This is a genomic window from Vibrio sp. 10N.222.52.C12 (assembly GCF_041474215.1).
Lineage (GTDB): Bacteria > Pseudomonadota > Gammaproteobacteria > Enterobacterales > Vibrionaceae > Vibrio > Vibrio crassostreae_C.
Genome location: NZ_JBFRTR010000033.1, coordinates 1 through 16,042, shown reverse-complemented (window position 1 = coordinate 16,042; position 16,042 = coordinate 1). Strand labels below are relative to the sequence as shown.

The following is a 16,042-nucleotide window of genomic DNA, read 5'->3' as shown; positions in this document are numbered from 1 at the left end:
ACGCCATAGTCGTTTGTTAACTGTGCGGTCAATGTGGCTTAAAGCAGAGTTGAGAGTTAAACGACTCAACAGGGTTGTGGTCACTGGTAGTTAGCTCAACACTACACTGTGACTTACTCAAAGCTTGTAGCACACCATCAAACTTCAAAATATACGATTCATCTTCTTTTGGAACAAAATCAGAAATGACCCCACACATAAGACTTCCGGAAGTAGCTGTTACCAAAAAGTGTGATTTATTCCCGGCAACAATTGGTAATGTTTTTGACTGTTCATTACCAAACATTGAAAATCCGCCGATTTCAATTGTATGCATCAGAGTTCTGTCACCTTCAATTTCCCACATGTCACATTTGCCTGCATTCTCTACATGCCAAAACCTAATCTGTATTCCAGCTAGCGACGCTCCATCCCCTTCCGCTTGAAGACTAAGTTGGGTCAAATTACCAGTATTTGTTGGTGATACATATTTATTTGCACAACCAGTTAAAAAGGCACCCAGAATAGGCACTAATAACACACTCTTTTTCATCCTTGATCTCTTTAAACAAAACTAACACTTCACACTTTTGCATATGAAAATGGGATGATAAAGCTCATAGTATTTGTTCGTGACTCAAAGCACAGTTAACAGCTATATTAGACAGAATAATTCTGCATTTTGTCCCCGAAACAATTCTGTCTAGTTTCCAAGACACACTACACTTAGTCTAATAACTCATTTAATAACATTATCTTACCTACTTATCTTCGTATCAAACATGACGAAAAGCAGAAATTTTCCATATAGTTTCTGCAAAATGCAGAAAACTCCCCAATATGTGAGTAAACCGCAGTTCGATAATGAATAGTCATATCTTTGAATATCGTGTTTTCAAACAAAAACGCCGACGTAATTGTCGGCGCTTAACTCTTGGTATTAATAGGTTAGAGGTAGTAACTACTTCGCCATGGTACTCAAAAACTCGGCTTCGAACTCTTCATCGGCTTCTCGGGTTAGACATTCCACCAGCCAATCGATGCTTTGATGGTCAAGCTTACTGTTCACCACGAAAGCTTGCTTTACGCCAGACTGACCCAGCTTGGCAGAGCCGTAGTTCTTGAATGATTTATTGCCGTGGTAATGGAGTGATTTGATCGCTTCTGCGTTAGGTTCTGGCAAGGCATCGAGGGTATTAGCAAGCTGAATCACCAACTCCATTGGGTTCTTAGAGGAAGATATTCGATACAGAAAACCGCCCTCTACTCTTTGGCGAACCCAATAATCAAAGCCGCTGCAATCCATCACCTTGTCACTGACCAGTGCGGCTTCGCTGTGATAGCCACACGGTTCAACCATCACTGGGGTATGTTTGAATTCTGGCTGACCTGATGCGGCATCGGTATGAGGCAAGATTAGTTCGCATGGTTTGCTGTCTTTGGCGGTGGGTGCGTTCCAGTGGATAGGCATGAAGACTTGTTCACGGCGCATCTCTTTGGTCACCACTAAGCGCGCTTGGCACTCCCCTTGTGCGCTGCGCACTTTCACCACAGGGTTAATAGTCGCGTGGTTGAAAGCATCTAGCCCAAACTCATCCAAGTTCAGTTCTGAAACGGTATCTGGGTGGATGGCGACAAACGGTTCTGGGGTGTGTTCACCTAAGCCTGCCGCCAAACCTGTGCGGCTCATGGTGTGCCATTGGTCTCTGATTCGACCTGTGTTCATGATAAGCGGGAATTCAAGGCTGGTATCGGCAATCGGTTTGTCGTGCTCAACTGCAATAAACTGCGCTTTGCCTGATTCAGTAAAGAACTCGCCATTGGTGAACATGCGTTGCTCAATGATCTCTGGTTGATACTCTAACACTGGCCATTGCTGTGGAGTGAGTTCGCCATAGCCTTTTTCATCCAGTTGCGTGAGTCCAATTAAGCACAAGTCTCGCGCTTTGCCCGTTTCATTGCCGAGCGCTGTCATCTCGCAATACTCTTTGAAGATCTCGCCTTCGTGGCGGTAATCAAACTGCTCTTTGAATCCCATTTTTTGCGCCACTTCTTTCAAGATCCACCAATCCGGTTTGGCTTCCCCTGGGCTTGGTAACACGCGGCGCTGGCGTGAAATTCGGCGTTCAGAGTTAGTCACGGTGCCCGACTTTTCGCTCCACCCTTGCGCGGGTAGCACTACATCAGCCAAGCGAGTGGTTTCCGTATCGGCAATGCAGTCAGATACCACCACAAATGGGCACTTCTCTAATGCGGCTTTGATTTTTTCGCTGTCAGGCAGGCTCACAACTGGGTTGGTTGCCATGATCCACACGGCTTTGATTTTGCCTTCATTCATGGCATCAAACAGGTCAATCGCTTTTAAACCCGCATGTGTGGCTAAGCTGTCGGTTTGCCAGAACTCGCTGACGGTCTGGTGTGATTGCGGGTCACCAAATTCAAAGTGCGCCGCTAAGGTATTGGCTAAACCGCCCACTTCTCGGCCACCCATTGCGTTCGGCTGGCCCGTTACAGAGAATGGCCCCATGCCCGGCTTGCCAATTTTCCCGGTGGCTAAATGGCAGTTAATAATGGCATTCACCTTGTCACACCCTTGTGTCGATTGGTTCACGCCTTGGGAGTAAATAGTCAGCACCTTCTCGTTCGATGCAAACAAACTGTAGAACTGTTTTAGCTGCTGCTCTGTTAACCCTGTCAGCTCAGGAACGCTTTTGTCGCCCCAGCCTGATTCGGTATAGCGATATTGAGTTGCAGATCGAATCGATTCAGTAAAGCCTTGAGTGTGGTTTTCTATGTAGTCTGCATCTAGCTTGTCGTTATCGTCGAGATAGCCCAATAAGCCGTTAAACAGCGCCACGTCTGAGCCAGATTCCAATGCCAAGTGAATATCTGCAATTTCACAGGTGTCGGTATAACGCGGGTCGATGACGATAACTTTCAATTCAGGGTTGGCTTGTTTCGCGGCTCTTAATCTTTGGAAAAGTACCGGGTGACACCATGCTAAGTTGGAACCTGTAATCACGACGAGTTCGGCTTGCTCGAGATCTTCGTAGCACACCGGTACTGTGTCTGCGCCAAATGCTCGCTTATGCCCTACCACGGTTGAAGCCATACACAACCTAGAGTTACTGTCGATGTTGCCACTACCAATGAAGCCTTTCATCAGTTTATTGGCAACATAGTAGTCTTCGGTAAGCAGCTGACCAGATACATAGAACGCAACCGAATCGGCCCCATATTCTTCGATGGTTTGATTGAATTTGTCTGCGACCAACTGAGTGGCACTGTTCCAATCTAGCTCTTGTTTTTGCTCATTCTGAATATGAGCAGGCTGTGTAAGACGACCTAAAGGCGTGACGGTGTCGCCGAGCGCAATCCCTTTAGTGCATAGCTTTCCATAGTTTGATGGATGATCTTTATCACCACGCACTTCTAGTTTTCCTAACGATGTCGGTCTCGCTTCTATTCCACACCCTACACCACAATAAGCACAGGTCGATTTTATCCAGCCGCTGTTTGAATCGGTCATCCGTTTCTCACTCAATTATCCATAATTGTAATAACTAAAAATAAGCAAATAACACGCCACTTAATAGCAGCTGATGAATAGCAAATAATTTCACATAAAAACAACAACTTAATAAAAACACAAATATCAACAACGAACCAAACAGAACTTAACCAAGATAGAAACTTAATTTTTGCACCATCTTGCAGAAAGTTGCACCACAAACGCTCATTTATATAAATATAACAAAAATTTTACATACCACTTTAGGGGTAATTACGTGCCACCTGCAATTTTTAAATCACTGAAATATATATATTAAATTTTATTTAAATGAACAAATCGCAATCTGGCATCCTCCTTGCTCCACTAAAAACCAAGACTTAGAAAAAACATTTTTGTTTTTCTTGATGATTATGAATTGAGTGGAATCTCAACCCGGTATTCATCTGCTAACGACTAGAAATTAGATGCTAGTGATGGTGGCGCCGAGAATAAGGAATGGATTATGAGCAAGAAGAAAATCGTCGTTGTTGGTAACGGCATGGTTGGACACAAATTTATCGACAACATCCTGCAATCAGACAGTGATGAGTTTGATGTGATTACTTTTAGTGAAGAACCAAGGCTGGCCTACGACCGTGTTCAGCTGACGGCTTACTTTAATGGTAAAAGCGCTGATGACCTGTCATTGACCAGTGAAGAATATTACCAAAGCAACGGCGTGAACTACTTGTTGAACCAGAAGGTTGCCAAGCTAGACACCGCCAATCAACAAGTCATCACTGAAAGTGGTCATGTTGAAAGTTACGACAAGCTAATCTTGGCGACGGGCTCTTTCCCTTTTGTTCCCCCTATTCCTGGTAACGACCAAGAACACTGTCACGTTTATCGCACCATCGAAGATTTAGACGCCATCGAGCTTTCAAGCAAAGTCAGCAAATCTGGCGTGGTGATTGGTGGTGGTCTGCTTGGCTTAGAAGCCGCAAACGCCGTCAAAAACCTTGGTTTGGAAACTCATGTGGTTGAATTCGCGCCTCGCCTAATGGCCGTTCAATTAGATGATGGTGGCGGTGCCCTACTGCGCAGAAAAATTGAAGACCTTGGTGTGCAAGTTCATACCGAGAAAGCGACCTCTGAAATAGTCGATGGCGAAAATGCTCGCTACCGCATGAACTTCGCCGATGGCACCCATTTAGAAACCGATATGATCGTATTCTCTGCGGGTATTCGCCCTCAAGATGAGTTAGCAAGAAGCTCTGATGTCGAAATTGGCGAGCGCGGCGGTATTGTCATCAACAACCACTGCCAAACCAATATCGACAACGTCTACGCCATTGGTGAATGTGCCCTTTGGGATAACAAGATCTTCGGCTTAGTGGCGCCCGGTTATTCCATGGCGAAAGTCGCGGCTTCGCATATTGTCTCTGACGGTACTGACGACGCTGCGTTCACTGGCGCCGACATGAGCACCAAGCTCAAACTGCTTGGCGTCGATGTTGCCAGTATTGGTGAAGTGCACGGCAAGACAGAAGGTGCTCAATCGTATACCTACAACGATGAAATAGAACAAGTTTATAAGCGCCTGATCATCTCGGCTGACGGCACAAAGATTGTTGGTGCTGTGTTAGTGGGTGATGCAGAAGCCTACGGTTCGCTACTGCAAATCAAGCAAAATGACATGCCTCTTCCTGAAAACCCATCAGTGCTGATTTTACCTAACGTGGCCGATGATTCTGGCTCTGCAATGGGTGTTGAAGCTCTGCCTGATAGCGCTGTGATCTGTTCATGTTTTGATGTGACCAAAGGCGATATTAAAGAGGCCGTTTCAGCTGGCTGCACCACGATGCCGGCTCTAAAAGAAACCACCAACGCTTCAACAGGTTGTGGCGGTTGTTCTGCCCTTGCGAAACAAGTTCTGGATAGTGAGCTGATTAACTTGGGTGTGGAAGTCTCTAACGATATCTGTGAGCACTTTGCTTATTCTCGCCAAGAGCTTACCGACATCATTCGCGTCAACAAAATCAAGACCTTCGATGAGCTGTTAGATTCTCACGGCAACGGATTGGGCTGTACCGTGTGTAAACCGGCTGTCGGTTCGATTCTGGCTTCCTACTGGAACGATTACATCCTTGAAGATCAACATATCGAGCTGCAAGACACCAATGACATCTACCTTGGCAACATGCAAAAAGACGGCACTTACTCGGTAGTTCCGCGTATTGCTGGCGGTGAAATCACTCCCGATAAATTGATTGTTTTAGGCGAAGTCGCTAAAGAGTTCGACCTGTACACCAAAATCACGGGCGGTCAGCGTGTCGACTTGTTTGGCGCACAGCTTAACGAACTGCCTATCATCTGGAAAAAGCTGATTGATGCAGGTTTTGAAACGGGCCACGCCTACGGTAAATCGGTTCGTACCGTGAAATCTTGTGTCGGTAGCACTTGGTGTCGATACGGTGTCGACGACAGTGTTGGCTTAGCGATTCGACTTGAGAACCGCTACAAAGGCCTGCGTTCACCACACAAGATCAAGTTTGCGGTTTCTGGCTGTACTCGTGAATGTGCAGAAGCCCAATCAAAAGATTTTGGCATTATCGCCACCGACAAAGGTTGGAACCTCTACATCTGTGGTAACGGCGGTATGCGCCCTCGCCATGGTGACCTTTTCGCTACCGACCTTGATGAAACCACACTCCTTAAATACATCGACCGCGTTTTGATGTTCTACACACGTACCGCAGACCGCTTACAGCGTACATCGGTATGGATGGAGAACCTTGAAGGCGGCATCGAATACCTCAAGCAAGTCGTGATTGAAGACAAGCTCAACGTTGCTGAAGAACTTGAGGCCGATATCGCCCTCAACATCGAAAAATACCAGTGTGAGTGGAAAACCACCATCGAAAACCCTGAAAAGATGAAACGCTTCCAGCACTACATCAACAGCGAAGAAATGGACACTAGCCTGTCATTCATCAAAGAACGAGAGCAGCGTTTTCCTAAGCCGAGCTTGAGCTCTTCTTCCGATTCAAAACGCGATGAAAAGCTCGCTAAAGCAGACCAAATCGAAGTGACTGAGGTTTCATAAATTTCATCAGGTTCATCAGGTTCATCAGGTTCATCAATAAAAAAATAAAAACTCAATTTTAGACTAGGAGAAAGTCATGGAAAATTGGACAACCGTATGCAGCACCAGCGATCTAACCCCAAACGGGGGAATTTGCGCCAAAGTAGACGATAACCAAGTGGCTATTTTTTACTGCAAGCGCAGCGACACGCTTTATGGGCTCTCTAATTACGACCCTATCGGCAAGGCGAATGTGATGTCACGTGGTATAATTGGTTCATTAAGCGGAGAACCTTACGTGGCCTCACCCTTATACAAGCAGCATTACCACTTAGAAACTGGCGAATGTCTTGAACAGCCTGAGCTCAAGCTCGTGAAATTTGAAGTTCGCAAACAAGGAGAACAAGTTCAAGTTCTCGCACCACTTGCTATCGCCAGTTAACTAAACCGCCGACACCATCATGCAAACGCTTATTAGCGTGCGCAATTTCGGCACAGGGTTTATGCACATTAAAAGCGTTCTAAGTTCGGAAGTAACGCAGGTGCACAAACCGGGTAATTTTCCAGATTTAAAGGATTTAAACCATGGATAACACTAAATTTTCGCTGCTTTCATTTACGGGTAAGATGAAAACCTTACACCTAAGTTGGATGGCCTTTTTTATCACCTTTGTTGTGTGGTTCAACTTTGCCCCACTACTGCAAATGGTGAAAACCTCACTTGGTCTTTCTACTGAAGAGATCAAAACACTGCTTATTCTCAACGTTGCATTGACCATTCCGGCGCGTGTCGCCATTGGTATGTTAACCGACCGATACGGCCCAAGATTGGTCTACTCTTCGCTACTCGCGGTCTGTTCAATCCCTTGTTTTATGTTTGCTATGGCAGACTCTTTTATTCAAGCGGCGATTGCTCGTTTCCTATTAGGCTTCATCGGTGCAGGCTTCGTTGTCGGTATTCGTCTAGTGTCTGAGTGGTTCCCACACAACGAACTGGGTACTGCAGAAGGTATTTACGGCGGCTGGGGTAACTTCGGTTCAGCAGCAGCGGCGTTCACACTTCCAACTCTCGCTCTAGCGTTTGGTGGTGAAGACGGCTGGCGTTATGCGGTCGGTATTACCGGCGTAATGAGCTTAGCGTTCTCGTTTATCTTCTACAAAAACGTGTCAGATACACCAAAAGGTTCGACTTACTTCAAGCCTGCTCAAGTAACAGCAATGGAAGTGACATCAAAGGGTGACTTTTTCTTCCTACTTATTATGAAGATCCCTATGTATGCCGCTTTAGCGCTACTGACTTGGAAGCTATCACCAACCAACATCAACATGTTGTCTGACATGGCGGTTTACTCTGTGTATGCAGGTTTAGCAGCACTTTACGTGTACGAAGTGTCGCAAGTTTGGAAAGTAAACAAGAACGTATTTAAAGAAGAAGTGCCTGAGATTCACCAGTACAAGTTCAAGCAAGTAGCGGTACTTAACGTATTGTACTTCGCAACATTTGGTTCTGAACTGGCTGTGGTTTCTATGCTGCCACTGTTCTTCTCTGAAACCTTTGAATTAACACCGGTTCTTGCAGGTATGGTTGCATCGGCTTATGCCTTTATGAACCTAATGTCTCGCCCAGGTGGTGGTTGGATTTCAGATAAATTCGGTCGTAAACCAACACTGCTTATTCTAACGATTGGTCTTGCTGTGGGTTACTTCGCAATGGGTCAAGTCGACAGCACATGGCCTGTATGGCTAGCGGTTGTTGCGGCGATGGCGTGTTCTTTCTTCGTGCAAGCGGGTGAAGGTGCGGTATTCGCAACGGTTCCTCTAATCAAGCGTCGTATGACAGGTCAAATTGCAGGTATGACGGGCGCTTACGGTAACGTGGGTGCAGTAGTTTACCTAACTGTGTTGTCATTCGTGAGCTACCAAACCTTCTTCTTAGTGATTGCTGCAACAGCGGTACTTGGCTTTGTGACTCTACTGTTCATGGAAGAGCCTAACGGCCAAATCGCCGAAGTAAACGACGATGGCAGTGTCACTCTGATTAATGTTTCAAGCTAGGTCTGTACTATGAAGCATTGATATTATTGAATCGGGAGAAGCACCTTAGCGGATACATCAATGCTAGGTGCTTCGTTCAAAGGCTCTAAGTTCACTAGGGTTTTTGTTCTTCCTAGGATGTTCTGTCAAGGAAGCGGGAAGAAGAGCAGTTAAGAAGAAGACCAGTTATGACAATTTCATTCAGCCAAGGGCAAGTCATCACGCCAGAATCCAACAACCAGTTAACGCTTAAGTTTGGTGGTTATTCGAATCAAGGCGTACGAGATGAAAACCAAGATGCCATCATTGTAAAACACCCAAAAACTCGCGCAGAGCAAGAGTTGAAAGGCAGTGTTGCCTGCATAGCAGACGGCGCAAGTTGCAGTGAACACGGCCAGAAAGCCAGTCACACCAGCGTGATGCAGTTTATCGACGACTATTACGCAACTCCCCAAAGCTGGAGCATCCAACGTTCGGCGCAAAAGGTCTTAACGTCCCTCAATTCTTGGCTCTTCAACACGTCTGTTTCTAATATTCATCCCGCACAACAAGTGAACCACAATGCCCTCGTTTCGACGTTCAGCAGCGTGATACTCAAATCAAACACCGCGCATATCTTCCACGTGGGCGACAGCCGTATCTACTTACTAAGAGATGGAGAATTACGCCAACTGACCCGCGACCACACGCGTAAAAATATGGGACAGAAGCATTATCTAACACGCGCCTTAGGCATGGACAACCAACTCAACGTTGACTATCAAACCCTACCTATAAAGAAAAACGACTGCTTTATCCTGACATCTGATGGCGTGCACGAGTTTGTCTCTCCCAACACCTTCAAGGAACACATCGACAAACCCGGAGCGGATTTCGAATACGCGGCACAAACCATCTGTAACACGGCTTTAAGCCACAATAGCTCGGACAACGTGAGCTGCTTGATTGTGCAAGTCAGCCATCTGCCTAAACCTTCGCTGATTGAGTTCCATGAGAAGCTGGCTAAACGTGCTATCCCACCCGCTTTAAAGCTCGGGCAAAGTATCGACAACTTCATGGTACTTGAGGTGTTGTATGCAGGGTCAAGAAGCCATGTGTATCGTGTAATACAGAAAGATACACAAACCGAGTTCGTGCTGAAAGTCCCTTCCGTTCAATATCACGATAGCCCTTCGCAACTTCGAGCTTTCTTTAATGAACAATGGGCGGGGATCTTGCTGAAAAATAAGAGAGTAATGAAGGTTTACCCGACGCCAGAGAACTCGCAATTCTTATATCAAATCTGCGAATGGGTAGAAGGCATCACCCTAAGACAATGGATGTACGACAATCCAAAGCCGTCACTCAATGAAGTACGCGACATACTAGAAAAGATCACTCAAGGCATTCGAGTACTGCAACGTGCAGACATGGTGCACCGAGACTTAAAGCCGGAAAACATCATGATTCAACGTGATGGTGAGGTAAAAATCATCGACCTTGGTGCGGTGTTAGTGAGAGGCCTTGAAGAGGGAGAGCTCACCGACAAAGACGACACTCCATTAGGCGCGGTCAATTACATAGCGCCAGAGACCATCAAGCACAACACGGCCACCACAAGCTCGGATCTGTTCTCTATCGCCGTGATCGGCTATGAGATGCTAACAGGTGGATTGCCCTACTCTGAAATGACTGCACAATCGCTTAAGCAATCTCGTCATCATCAGTGGGAATACCAACCCATCACACAGAAACGAGCTGACTTGCCAAGTTGGGTAGATTTGGTGTTACAAAAAGCCTGCGCGGAATCACCAAGCGAACGTCATCAAGTGTTAGGGGATTTTGTGGCAGATCTTTACACACCAAACCAAAGCTTGGTCAAAAGCAAAGCCAAGCAACCTTTGATAAACCGAAACCCGATCCAGTTTTGGAAAGTGTTGGCTTTGTTGCTCGGCATTGTTGCCATTGTAGAAATGGGCTTATTGCTGAGTTCTAGTTAATTGCAGGTTCGAGTTAAAACCAAGTTCGAGCTAAACGCGAGGCTTCTAGCCAAGCGTAAAATTCGAGCTAGCCTCGTTTTACTAAGCTTCTTGGCACTAGCTCAATACCCGCTTGGTAACGTTTAGCAGACGCGTTCAAAGCCAAAGCAAAGGCGCTGTCTGCAATCACTTCGAATTGCTGTGGCAGTGAGTGGACTTTAAAAGGTAAGAAATCCAATAAACGATTATCACCAAAGGTTGCCAGCTTTACTTGGCTGATCAGTTCTGGCTTTTCAACCATCACATCCAACACACCTTCTAGTAAGGTATAAGACATAGTGACAATGGCATCGGGCACTGTGCCTTTGGCAATCCAACCCTCAAAAATCTCACGTCCTGATTCTCGGTCAAAGTGCTCGCCATAACCGACAACCATCGGCTTGTTGTCTGTTAGCCTTGTTTGTTGAGTATGTGCTTTATTCGCCGCTTCAAAACCCAACTGACGTTCACGTGAAATGTTCAGATCAGGCAGTGCACCAATCAAACCAACACTATGAATGCTGTCATCAAGAATCGAGTGCGTCAGTTCAAATGCCGCTTCGAAGTCTTCACTGATCACGCAGGCAAAATGTTCATCGTCTAACGGACGGTCAATCGCGATGACTGGTGTGCCTGAGTTTTGCAGTTTCAAGTAGAACTCATTGGCGTCTGGCATAGAGCTCGCCACCAGCAAGGCATCGATACGACGGCTAACAAGCGCTTCCGCAACTTTACGTTCGGTTTCAGCGTCATCATCTGAGCAACCAATCAAAATTTGATAACCCACTTTACGTGAGTTCTGCTCTATCAATTTTGCTAAACGCGCGTAACTGCTGTTTTCCAAGTCAGGAATAATCAAACCAAATGAACGGCTATTACCAGCGCGCAACGACGAAGCAGCATGGTCTGGTCGGTAGTTATACTCTTCCACGACTGCCATTACTTTCTGCTGAGTCTTTTCACTGATTCTGTATTTCTGCGCCTTGCCATTAATAACATAGCTGGCTGTCGTTTTCGACACACCGGCTAGTTTGGCAATCTCATCTAGTGTCATATGGGTGACCTGTATTTTGTGCGTAGGATCATATAACCAATCTTCTGATCCTTGGATTAGTTGAATTATATGCTGAATCGATTCAGTATAAAAGCTGAAAGGATTCAGCAAAATCTGAAAAGTGACTTCAATCATCCTTTTGAATGGATTGAGCGTCATTTGTTGTGATTCAACTTCTCGTTATTAACGAAACTGAAATTACGACACGCAGCAAAACTATTTTGAAAACCAAAATCGGCTTTGCTGAATTTTTTTACACTGAATGCTGAACCGATTCAGCTAAAGTAAAACAAAGAGCAAAGCAAAGAGTAAAGTTCACTAATTCTTGCTCTAGACTGAATCGTAGCGATACACAAATTCTCAAGCGATACGCTAAAGAGGCACCATGCTTAAATTATCAAAATCTGACATCACTCTTGGTCAAACGGCCGATGACAAATTCAAAGCTATCCAGAACATTGCTGGCGACCTAACCGCGAAAGGTTTAGTTGACTCTGGTTACGTTGAAGGAATGCTGAACCGTGAAAACCAGAACTCTACGTTCCTAGGTAACGGCATCGCGATTCCTCACGGAACGACGGACACGCGTGGCCTAGTGAAAGAGACAGGCGTTGCGGTACACCACTTCCCTGAAGGTATTGATTGGGCAGACGGCAACCGTGTTTACGTAGCAATTGGTATTGCAGCGAAATCTGACGAGCACTTAGGCATTCTTAAGCAGCTAACGAAAGTGCTAGCGGCAGACGGTGTTGAAGAGAAATTAAAGCAAGCGAAATCAGAAGACGAAATCATCGCCCTACTTAACGGCGAAGTTCAACTAGAAGCCGACCTAGACGCTTCTTTAGTTCAGCTACTGTTCCCTGCGAGCGACATGATTCAGATGTCTGCAGTTGCGGGCGGCCTTCTTAAGAACACTGGTTGCACAGACAACACATTCGTTGCCGACCTAGTGACAAAAACACCAACTCACCTAGGGCAAGGCCTGTGGTTGTTAGGCAGCGACAAAGGCGTAACTCGCACTGGCGTATCTTTCGTTTCAACAGCGAACCATTGTGAATTCGAAGGCACACCAGTTAAAGCATTGGTGGCATTTGCTGCTTGCAACAGCGCGCACCAATCTATTCTGGCGAACCTAAGCAAAATGGTTTTCGAAGGTAAACAGCAACAACTATTAGCCGCTGACGCAGCGCAAGTGATTGGCCTTCTAAAAGGTGAAGCGGTTTCTACAGCTTCTGAAGGTGATGACAACTGCGCAGTATTCAAGATCAAAAACGCACACGGACTACACGCTCGTCCGGGCGCAATGCTGGTTGCTGAAGCGAAGAAGTTCGAATCAACAATCCGCGTTTCAAACCTAGATGGCGACGGAAAAGAAGTGAACGCGAAGAGCTTGATGAAAGTCATCGCACTTGGCGTTAAACACGGCCACCAGCTTCAGTTTGTTGCTGAAGGTGACGATGCAGCACAAGCACTTGAATCGATTGGTAAAGCTATCGCTTCAGGCCTTGGCGAAGGTTAAGGAGTCGATATGTCTGATAAACAAATCAAAGCCGTTACCGTAACGCTTAACCCTGCTCTAGACCTGACAGGCGCTATCGACGCACTAAATGTAGGTTCAGTTAGCCTAGTAAACAAAGGCTCTCTGCATGCAGCGGGCAAAGGCGTAAACGTCGCAAAAGTTCTTTCAGAGCTTGGCGCGAAAGTGACCGTAACAGGTTTCCTTGGTCGCAATAACGAAGAAGCGTTCTGCCAACTGTTTGAAGAGATGGGCGCAACTGACCGCTTCATCCGTGTTGATGGCGCAACTCGCATTAACGTGAAATTGGTAGAGAATTCAGGCCAAGTAAGCGACATCAACTTCCCAGGTGTTCCTGTTGATGCTGACGCGATTAAAGCGTTCGAAGAAACCCTATTAGAACTTGCTGAAACGCACGATTATTTCGTCATTGCAGGCAGCTTGCCACAAGGTATCTCTCCTGAGCTTTGCGCTTCTTGGGTTCAACGCTTACACGATTTAGGTAAGAAGGTGCTATTTGATAGCAGCCGTGACGCACTTAAAGCCGGTATCAATGCACAACCATGGTTAATCAAACCAAACGATGAAGAGCTGTCTCAGCTGTTCAATGCAGAGCTGACAACTCGTGACCAATGCCAACACGCGGGCCAAGCCCTAAGTGAAAAAGGCATCGAGAATATCGTGGTATCACTTGGCGCTGAAGGCGTGATGTGGCTTAACCAAGGTGAATGGTTACATGCTCAACCACCGCGCATGCAAGTAGTAAGCACGGTAGGCGCAGGTGACACATTGGTTGCTGGTCTATGTTGGGGTCAAATGCAACAGATGCCAAAACCAGAACTTATTAAATTCGCAACCGCCCTATCTGCTCTAGCAGTTTCACAGGTAGGCGTGGGCATCACCAGCCAACAAGAGCTGGATTCAGTACTACAAAATATCCAATTACAGGCGCTTAGTGCTCCAACTAGCCAGTTAGACACAAGCAAATAGGACAAAAGGTTTATTATGAATATTACCATTATCACAGCTTGCCCAAGTGGCGTAGCAAACAGCATCATCGCCGCGGGCTTGTTAGAGCAAGCGACAAAAGCACTAGGTTGGAACGCTGCTATTGAATGTCAATCAAGCGTGTTACCTGATTCAACTGTATCGCAAGACGCTATCGACAGCAGCGACGTTGTAGTTATCGCAGCTAACAAAAATGTTGATAAAGCACGTTTTGTTGGTAAGAAAGTGTACCAAGCGGCTATCTCTGAATGCACTGCAGATGCAAAAGCGTTTCTAGAGAAAGCGGTAGCAGAAGCAACAGTATTAGACGCTTCTCAAGCTGAAAGCACTGTTGAAGTGACCGGTACCTCTCCAAACTCTTCTACAACAGCAAGCACAGGCAGCAAGAAGATCGTAGCGATTACGGCTTGCCCAACGGGTGTTGCACATACCTTTATGGCAGCTGAAGCGCTTGAAGCAGAAGGCAAACGCCTAGGTCACCAAATCAAAGTGGAAACTCGCGGCTCTGTAGGTGCGAAAAACCAACTGACAGACCAAGAAATCGCAGACGCTGATCTAGTTATCATCGCAGCAGACATCGACGTTCCTCTGGATCGTTTTAACGGCAAAGCGCTGTACAAAACTACAACAAGCCCTGCTTTGAAGAAAACAAAGCAAGAGATGGAAAAAGCATTCGCAGAAGCTAAACCATACCAACACACAGCGTCTTCAAATTCAGCGCCTGCTGACGAGAAGAAAGGCGTGTACAAGCACCTGATGACAGGTGTATCTCACATGCTTCCTGTGGTTGTTGCGGGTGGTTTGATCATCGCACTCTCTTTCGTATTCGGTATCGAAGCGTTTAAAGAAGAAGGCACACTGGCAGCAGCACTGATGACTATCGGTGGTGGTTCTGCATTCGCACTGATGATTCCTGTTCTTGCTGGTTTCATTGCATTCTCGATTGCCGACCGTCCGGGTCTGGCTCCAGGTCTAATTGGCGGTATGCTGGCTAGCTCAACGGGCGCAGGTTTCCTAGGTGGTATCGCGGCAGGTTTCATTGCAGGTTACGCAGCGAAATTCATTGCCGACAAGGTTCAACTTCCACAGTCCATGGAAGCCCTCAAGCCTATCCTGATCATTCCGTTTATCGCGAGTTTGTTCACTGGTCTTGTGATGGTTTACATCGTAGGTGGTCCTGTTTCTGGCGTGATGAGCGCGATGACAACTTTCCTAAACAACATGGGTACGTCTAATGCGATTCTTCTAGGTGTGATTCTAGGCGCAATGATGTGTTTCGACCTTGGTGGTCCGGTAAACAAAGCCGCTTACACATTCGGTGTTGGTCTACTGGCTTCGCAAACTTACGCACCAATGGCGGCTATCATGGCAGCAGGTATGGTTCCAGCTCTAGGTATGGGCCTTGCGACTTTCCTAGTGAAAGACAAGTTTGAAGCAGGCGAGCGTGAAGCAGGTAAAGCATCATTCGTTCTTGGCCTATGTTTCATCTCTGAAGGTGCAATCCCATTCGCAGCGAAAGATCCAATGCGTGTTATCCCAGCTTGTATGGCAGGTGGTGCACTAACAGGTGCTCTATCAATGATGTTTGGTGCACAGCTAATGGCTCCACACGGCGGTCTATTCGTACTACTGATTCCTGGCGCTATCTCTCCAGTACTTATGTACCTAGTAGCGATTGCAGCAGGTACGCTAGTAACAGGCTTTGGCTACGCAGCACTTAAAAAGATGAGCGGCTCTAAAGTAACGGCAGAGGCTTAATCCCCCTACTCTGGTTAACGGTTCAGCCCGATAACCAGAGGCTCTTGATAACCGGTTTCTTGGTAAAACGGCTCCTTAAAACAAAGGCTCCTCATTTGAGGTAATGCCGTTCACTTAA

Annotated in this window: 10 protein-coding genes; 7 read left to right on the top strand and 3 right to left on the bottom strand. The window is 46.4% G+C overall.

What is annotated here, in order from left to right; all coding sequences use genetic code 11:
- Window positions 1-28: 28 nt before the first annotated feature.
- Both AB4623_RS06850 and AB4623_RS06845 read right to left on the bottom strand, forming a co-directional pair.
- Window positions 29-532 carry a hypothetical protein gene (locus AB4623_RS06850; RefSeq protein WP_017064753.1) on the bottom strand — a complete coding sequence of 168 codons (504 nt, stop codon included), beginning with the start codon at window positions 530-532 and terminating at the stop codon, window positions 29-31.
- 408 nt (window positions 533-940) lie between these two features.
- A complete protein-coding gene (locus AB4623_RS06845) occupies window positions 941-3,523 on the bottom strand; it encodes a molybdopterin oxidoreductase family protein (RefSeq protein ID WP_372146032.1) in 2,583 nt (860 codons plus the stop codon).
- Window positions 3,524-3,995: 472 nt separating this feature from the next.
- Here AB4623_RS06845 and nirB point away from each other — a divergent pair, with 472 nt between their 5' ends.
- From nirB to AB4623_RS06825, 4 genes are all read left to right on the top strand, one after another.
- Window positions 3,996-6,578: a nitrite reductase large subunit NirB gene (gene nirB / locus AB4623_RS06840; RefSeq protein ID WP_372146030.1), complete on the top strand. Its 2,583-nt coding sequence runs from the start codon at window positions 3,996-3,998 to the stop codon at window positions 6,576-6,578.
- A gap of 76 nt (window positions 6,579-6,654) precedes the next feature.
- The gene (gene nirD / locus AB4623_RS06835; protein ID WP_012600889.1) at window positions 6,655-6,999 is read left to right on the top strand and encodes a nitrite reductase small subunit NirD; all 345 of its coding nucleotides are present in this window, start codon (window positions 6,655-6,657) and stop codon (window positions 6,997-6,999) included.
- Window positions 7,000-7,142: 143 nt separating this feature from the next.
- Window positions 7,143-8,612 (top strand): NarK family nitrate/nitrite MFS transporter, encoded by a 1,470-nt coding sequence (locus AB4623_RS06830; RefSeq protein WP_371724830.1) that lies wholly within the window; start codon window positions 7,143-7,145, stop codon window positions 8,610-8,612.
- A gap of 167 nt (window positions 8,613-8,779) precedes the next feature.
- Window positions 8,780-10,570 (top strand): protein kinase domain-containing protein, encoded by a 1,791-nt coding sequence (locus AB4623_RS06825; RefSeq protein ID WP_372146028.1) that lies wholly within the window; start codon window positions 8,780-8,782, stop codon window positions 10,568-10,570.
- Window positions 10,571-10,637: 67 nt separating this feature from the next.
- Here the strand turns inward: AB4623_RS06825 and cra are convergent, their stop codons facing one another.
- Window positions 10,638-11,642: a catabolite repressor/activator gene (cra, locus tag AB4623_RS06820; protein ID WP_102428344.1), complete on the bottom strand. Its 1,005-nt coding sequence runs from the start codon at window positions 11,640-11,642 to the stop codon at window positions 10,638-10,640.
- A gap of 385 nt (window positions 11,643-12,027) precedes the next feature.
- Here cra and fruB point away from each other — a divergent pair, with 385 nt between their 5' ends.
- The 3 genes from fruB to fruA are packed head-to-tail and all read left to right on the top strand — an operon-like array spanning window position 12,028 to window position 15,924.
- Window positions 12,028-13,161, top strand: a complete 1,134-nt coding sequence (gene fruB, locus AB4623_RS06815) for a fused PTS fructose transporter subunit IIA/HPr protein (RefSeq protein ID WP_372146026.1) — start codon at window positions 12,028-12,030, stop codon at window positions 13,159-13,161.
- 9 nt (window positions 13,162-13,170) lie between these two features.
- Window positions 13,171-14,148 (top strand): 1-phosphofructokinase, encoded by a 978-nt coding sequence (gene pfkB / locus AB4623_RS06810; protein ID WP_017060871.1) that lies wholly within the window; start codon window positions 13,171-13,173, stop codon window positions 14,146-14,148.
- Between the two features lie 15 nt (window positions 14,149-14,163).
- Window positions 14,164-15,924, top strand: coding sequence for a PTS fructose transporter subunit IIBC (gene fruA / locus AB4623_RS06805; RefSeq protein WP_102428326.1), 1,761 nt, complete (start codon window positions 14,164-14,166; stop codon window positions 15,922-15,924).
- Window positions 15,925-16,042: the final 118 nt, after the last annotated feature.

Bases quoted from the DNA above. Each gene is read 5' to 3' on its own strand.
- fruA (WP_102428326.1), top strand. From the start codon at position 14,164: ATGAATATTACCATTATCACAGCTTGCCCAAGTGGCGTAGCAAACAGC.
- pfkB (WP_017060871.1), top strand. From the start codon at position 13,171: ATGTCTGATAAACAAATCAAAGCCGTTACCGTAACGCTTAACCCTGCT.
- cra (WP_102428344.1), bottom strand. From the start codon at position 11,642: ATGACACTAGATGAGATTGCCAAACTAGCCGGTGTGTCGAAAACGACA.
- nirD (WP_012600889.1), top strand. From the start codon at position 6,655: ATGGAAAATTGGACAACCGTATGCAGCACCAGCGATCTAACCCCAAAC.
- AB4623_RS06825 (WP_372146028.1), top strand. From the start codon at position 8,780: ATGACAATTTCATTCAGCCAAGGGCAAGTCATCACGCCAGAATCCAAC.
- nirB (WP_372146030.1), top strand. From the start codon at position 3,996: ATGAGCAAGAAGAAAATCGTCGTTGTTGGTAACGGCATGGTTGGACAC.
- AB4623_RS06830 (WP_371724830.1), top strand. From the start codon at position 7,143: ATGGATAACACTAAATTTTCGCTGCTTTCATTTACGGGTAAGATGAAA.
- fruB (WP_372146026.1), top strand. From the start codon at position 12,028: ATGCTTAAATTATCAAAATCTGACATCACTCTTGGTCAAACGGCCGAT.
- AB4623_RS06850 (WP_017064753.1), bottom strand. From the start codon at position 532: ATGAAAAAGAGTGTGTTATTAGTGCCTATTCTGGGTGCCTTTTTAACT.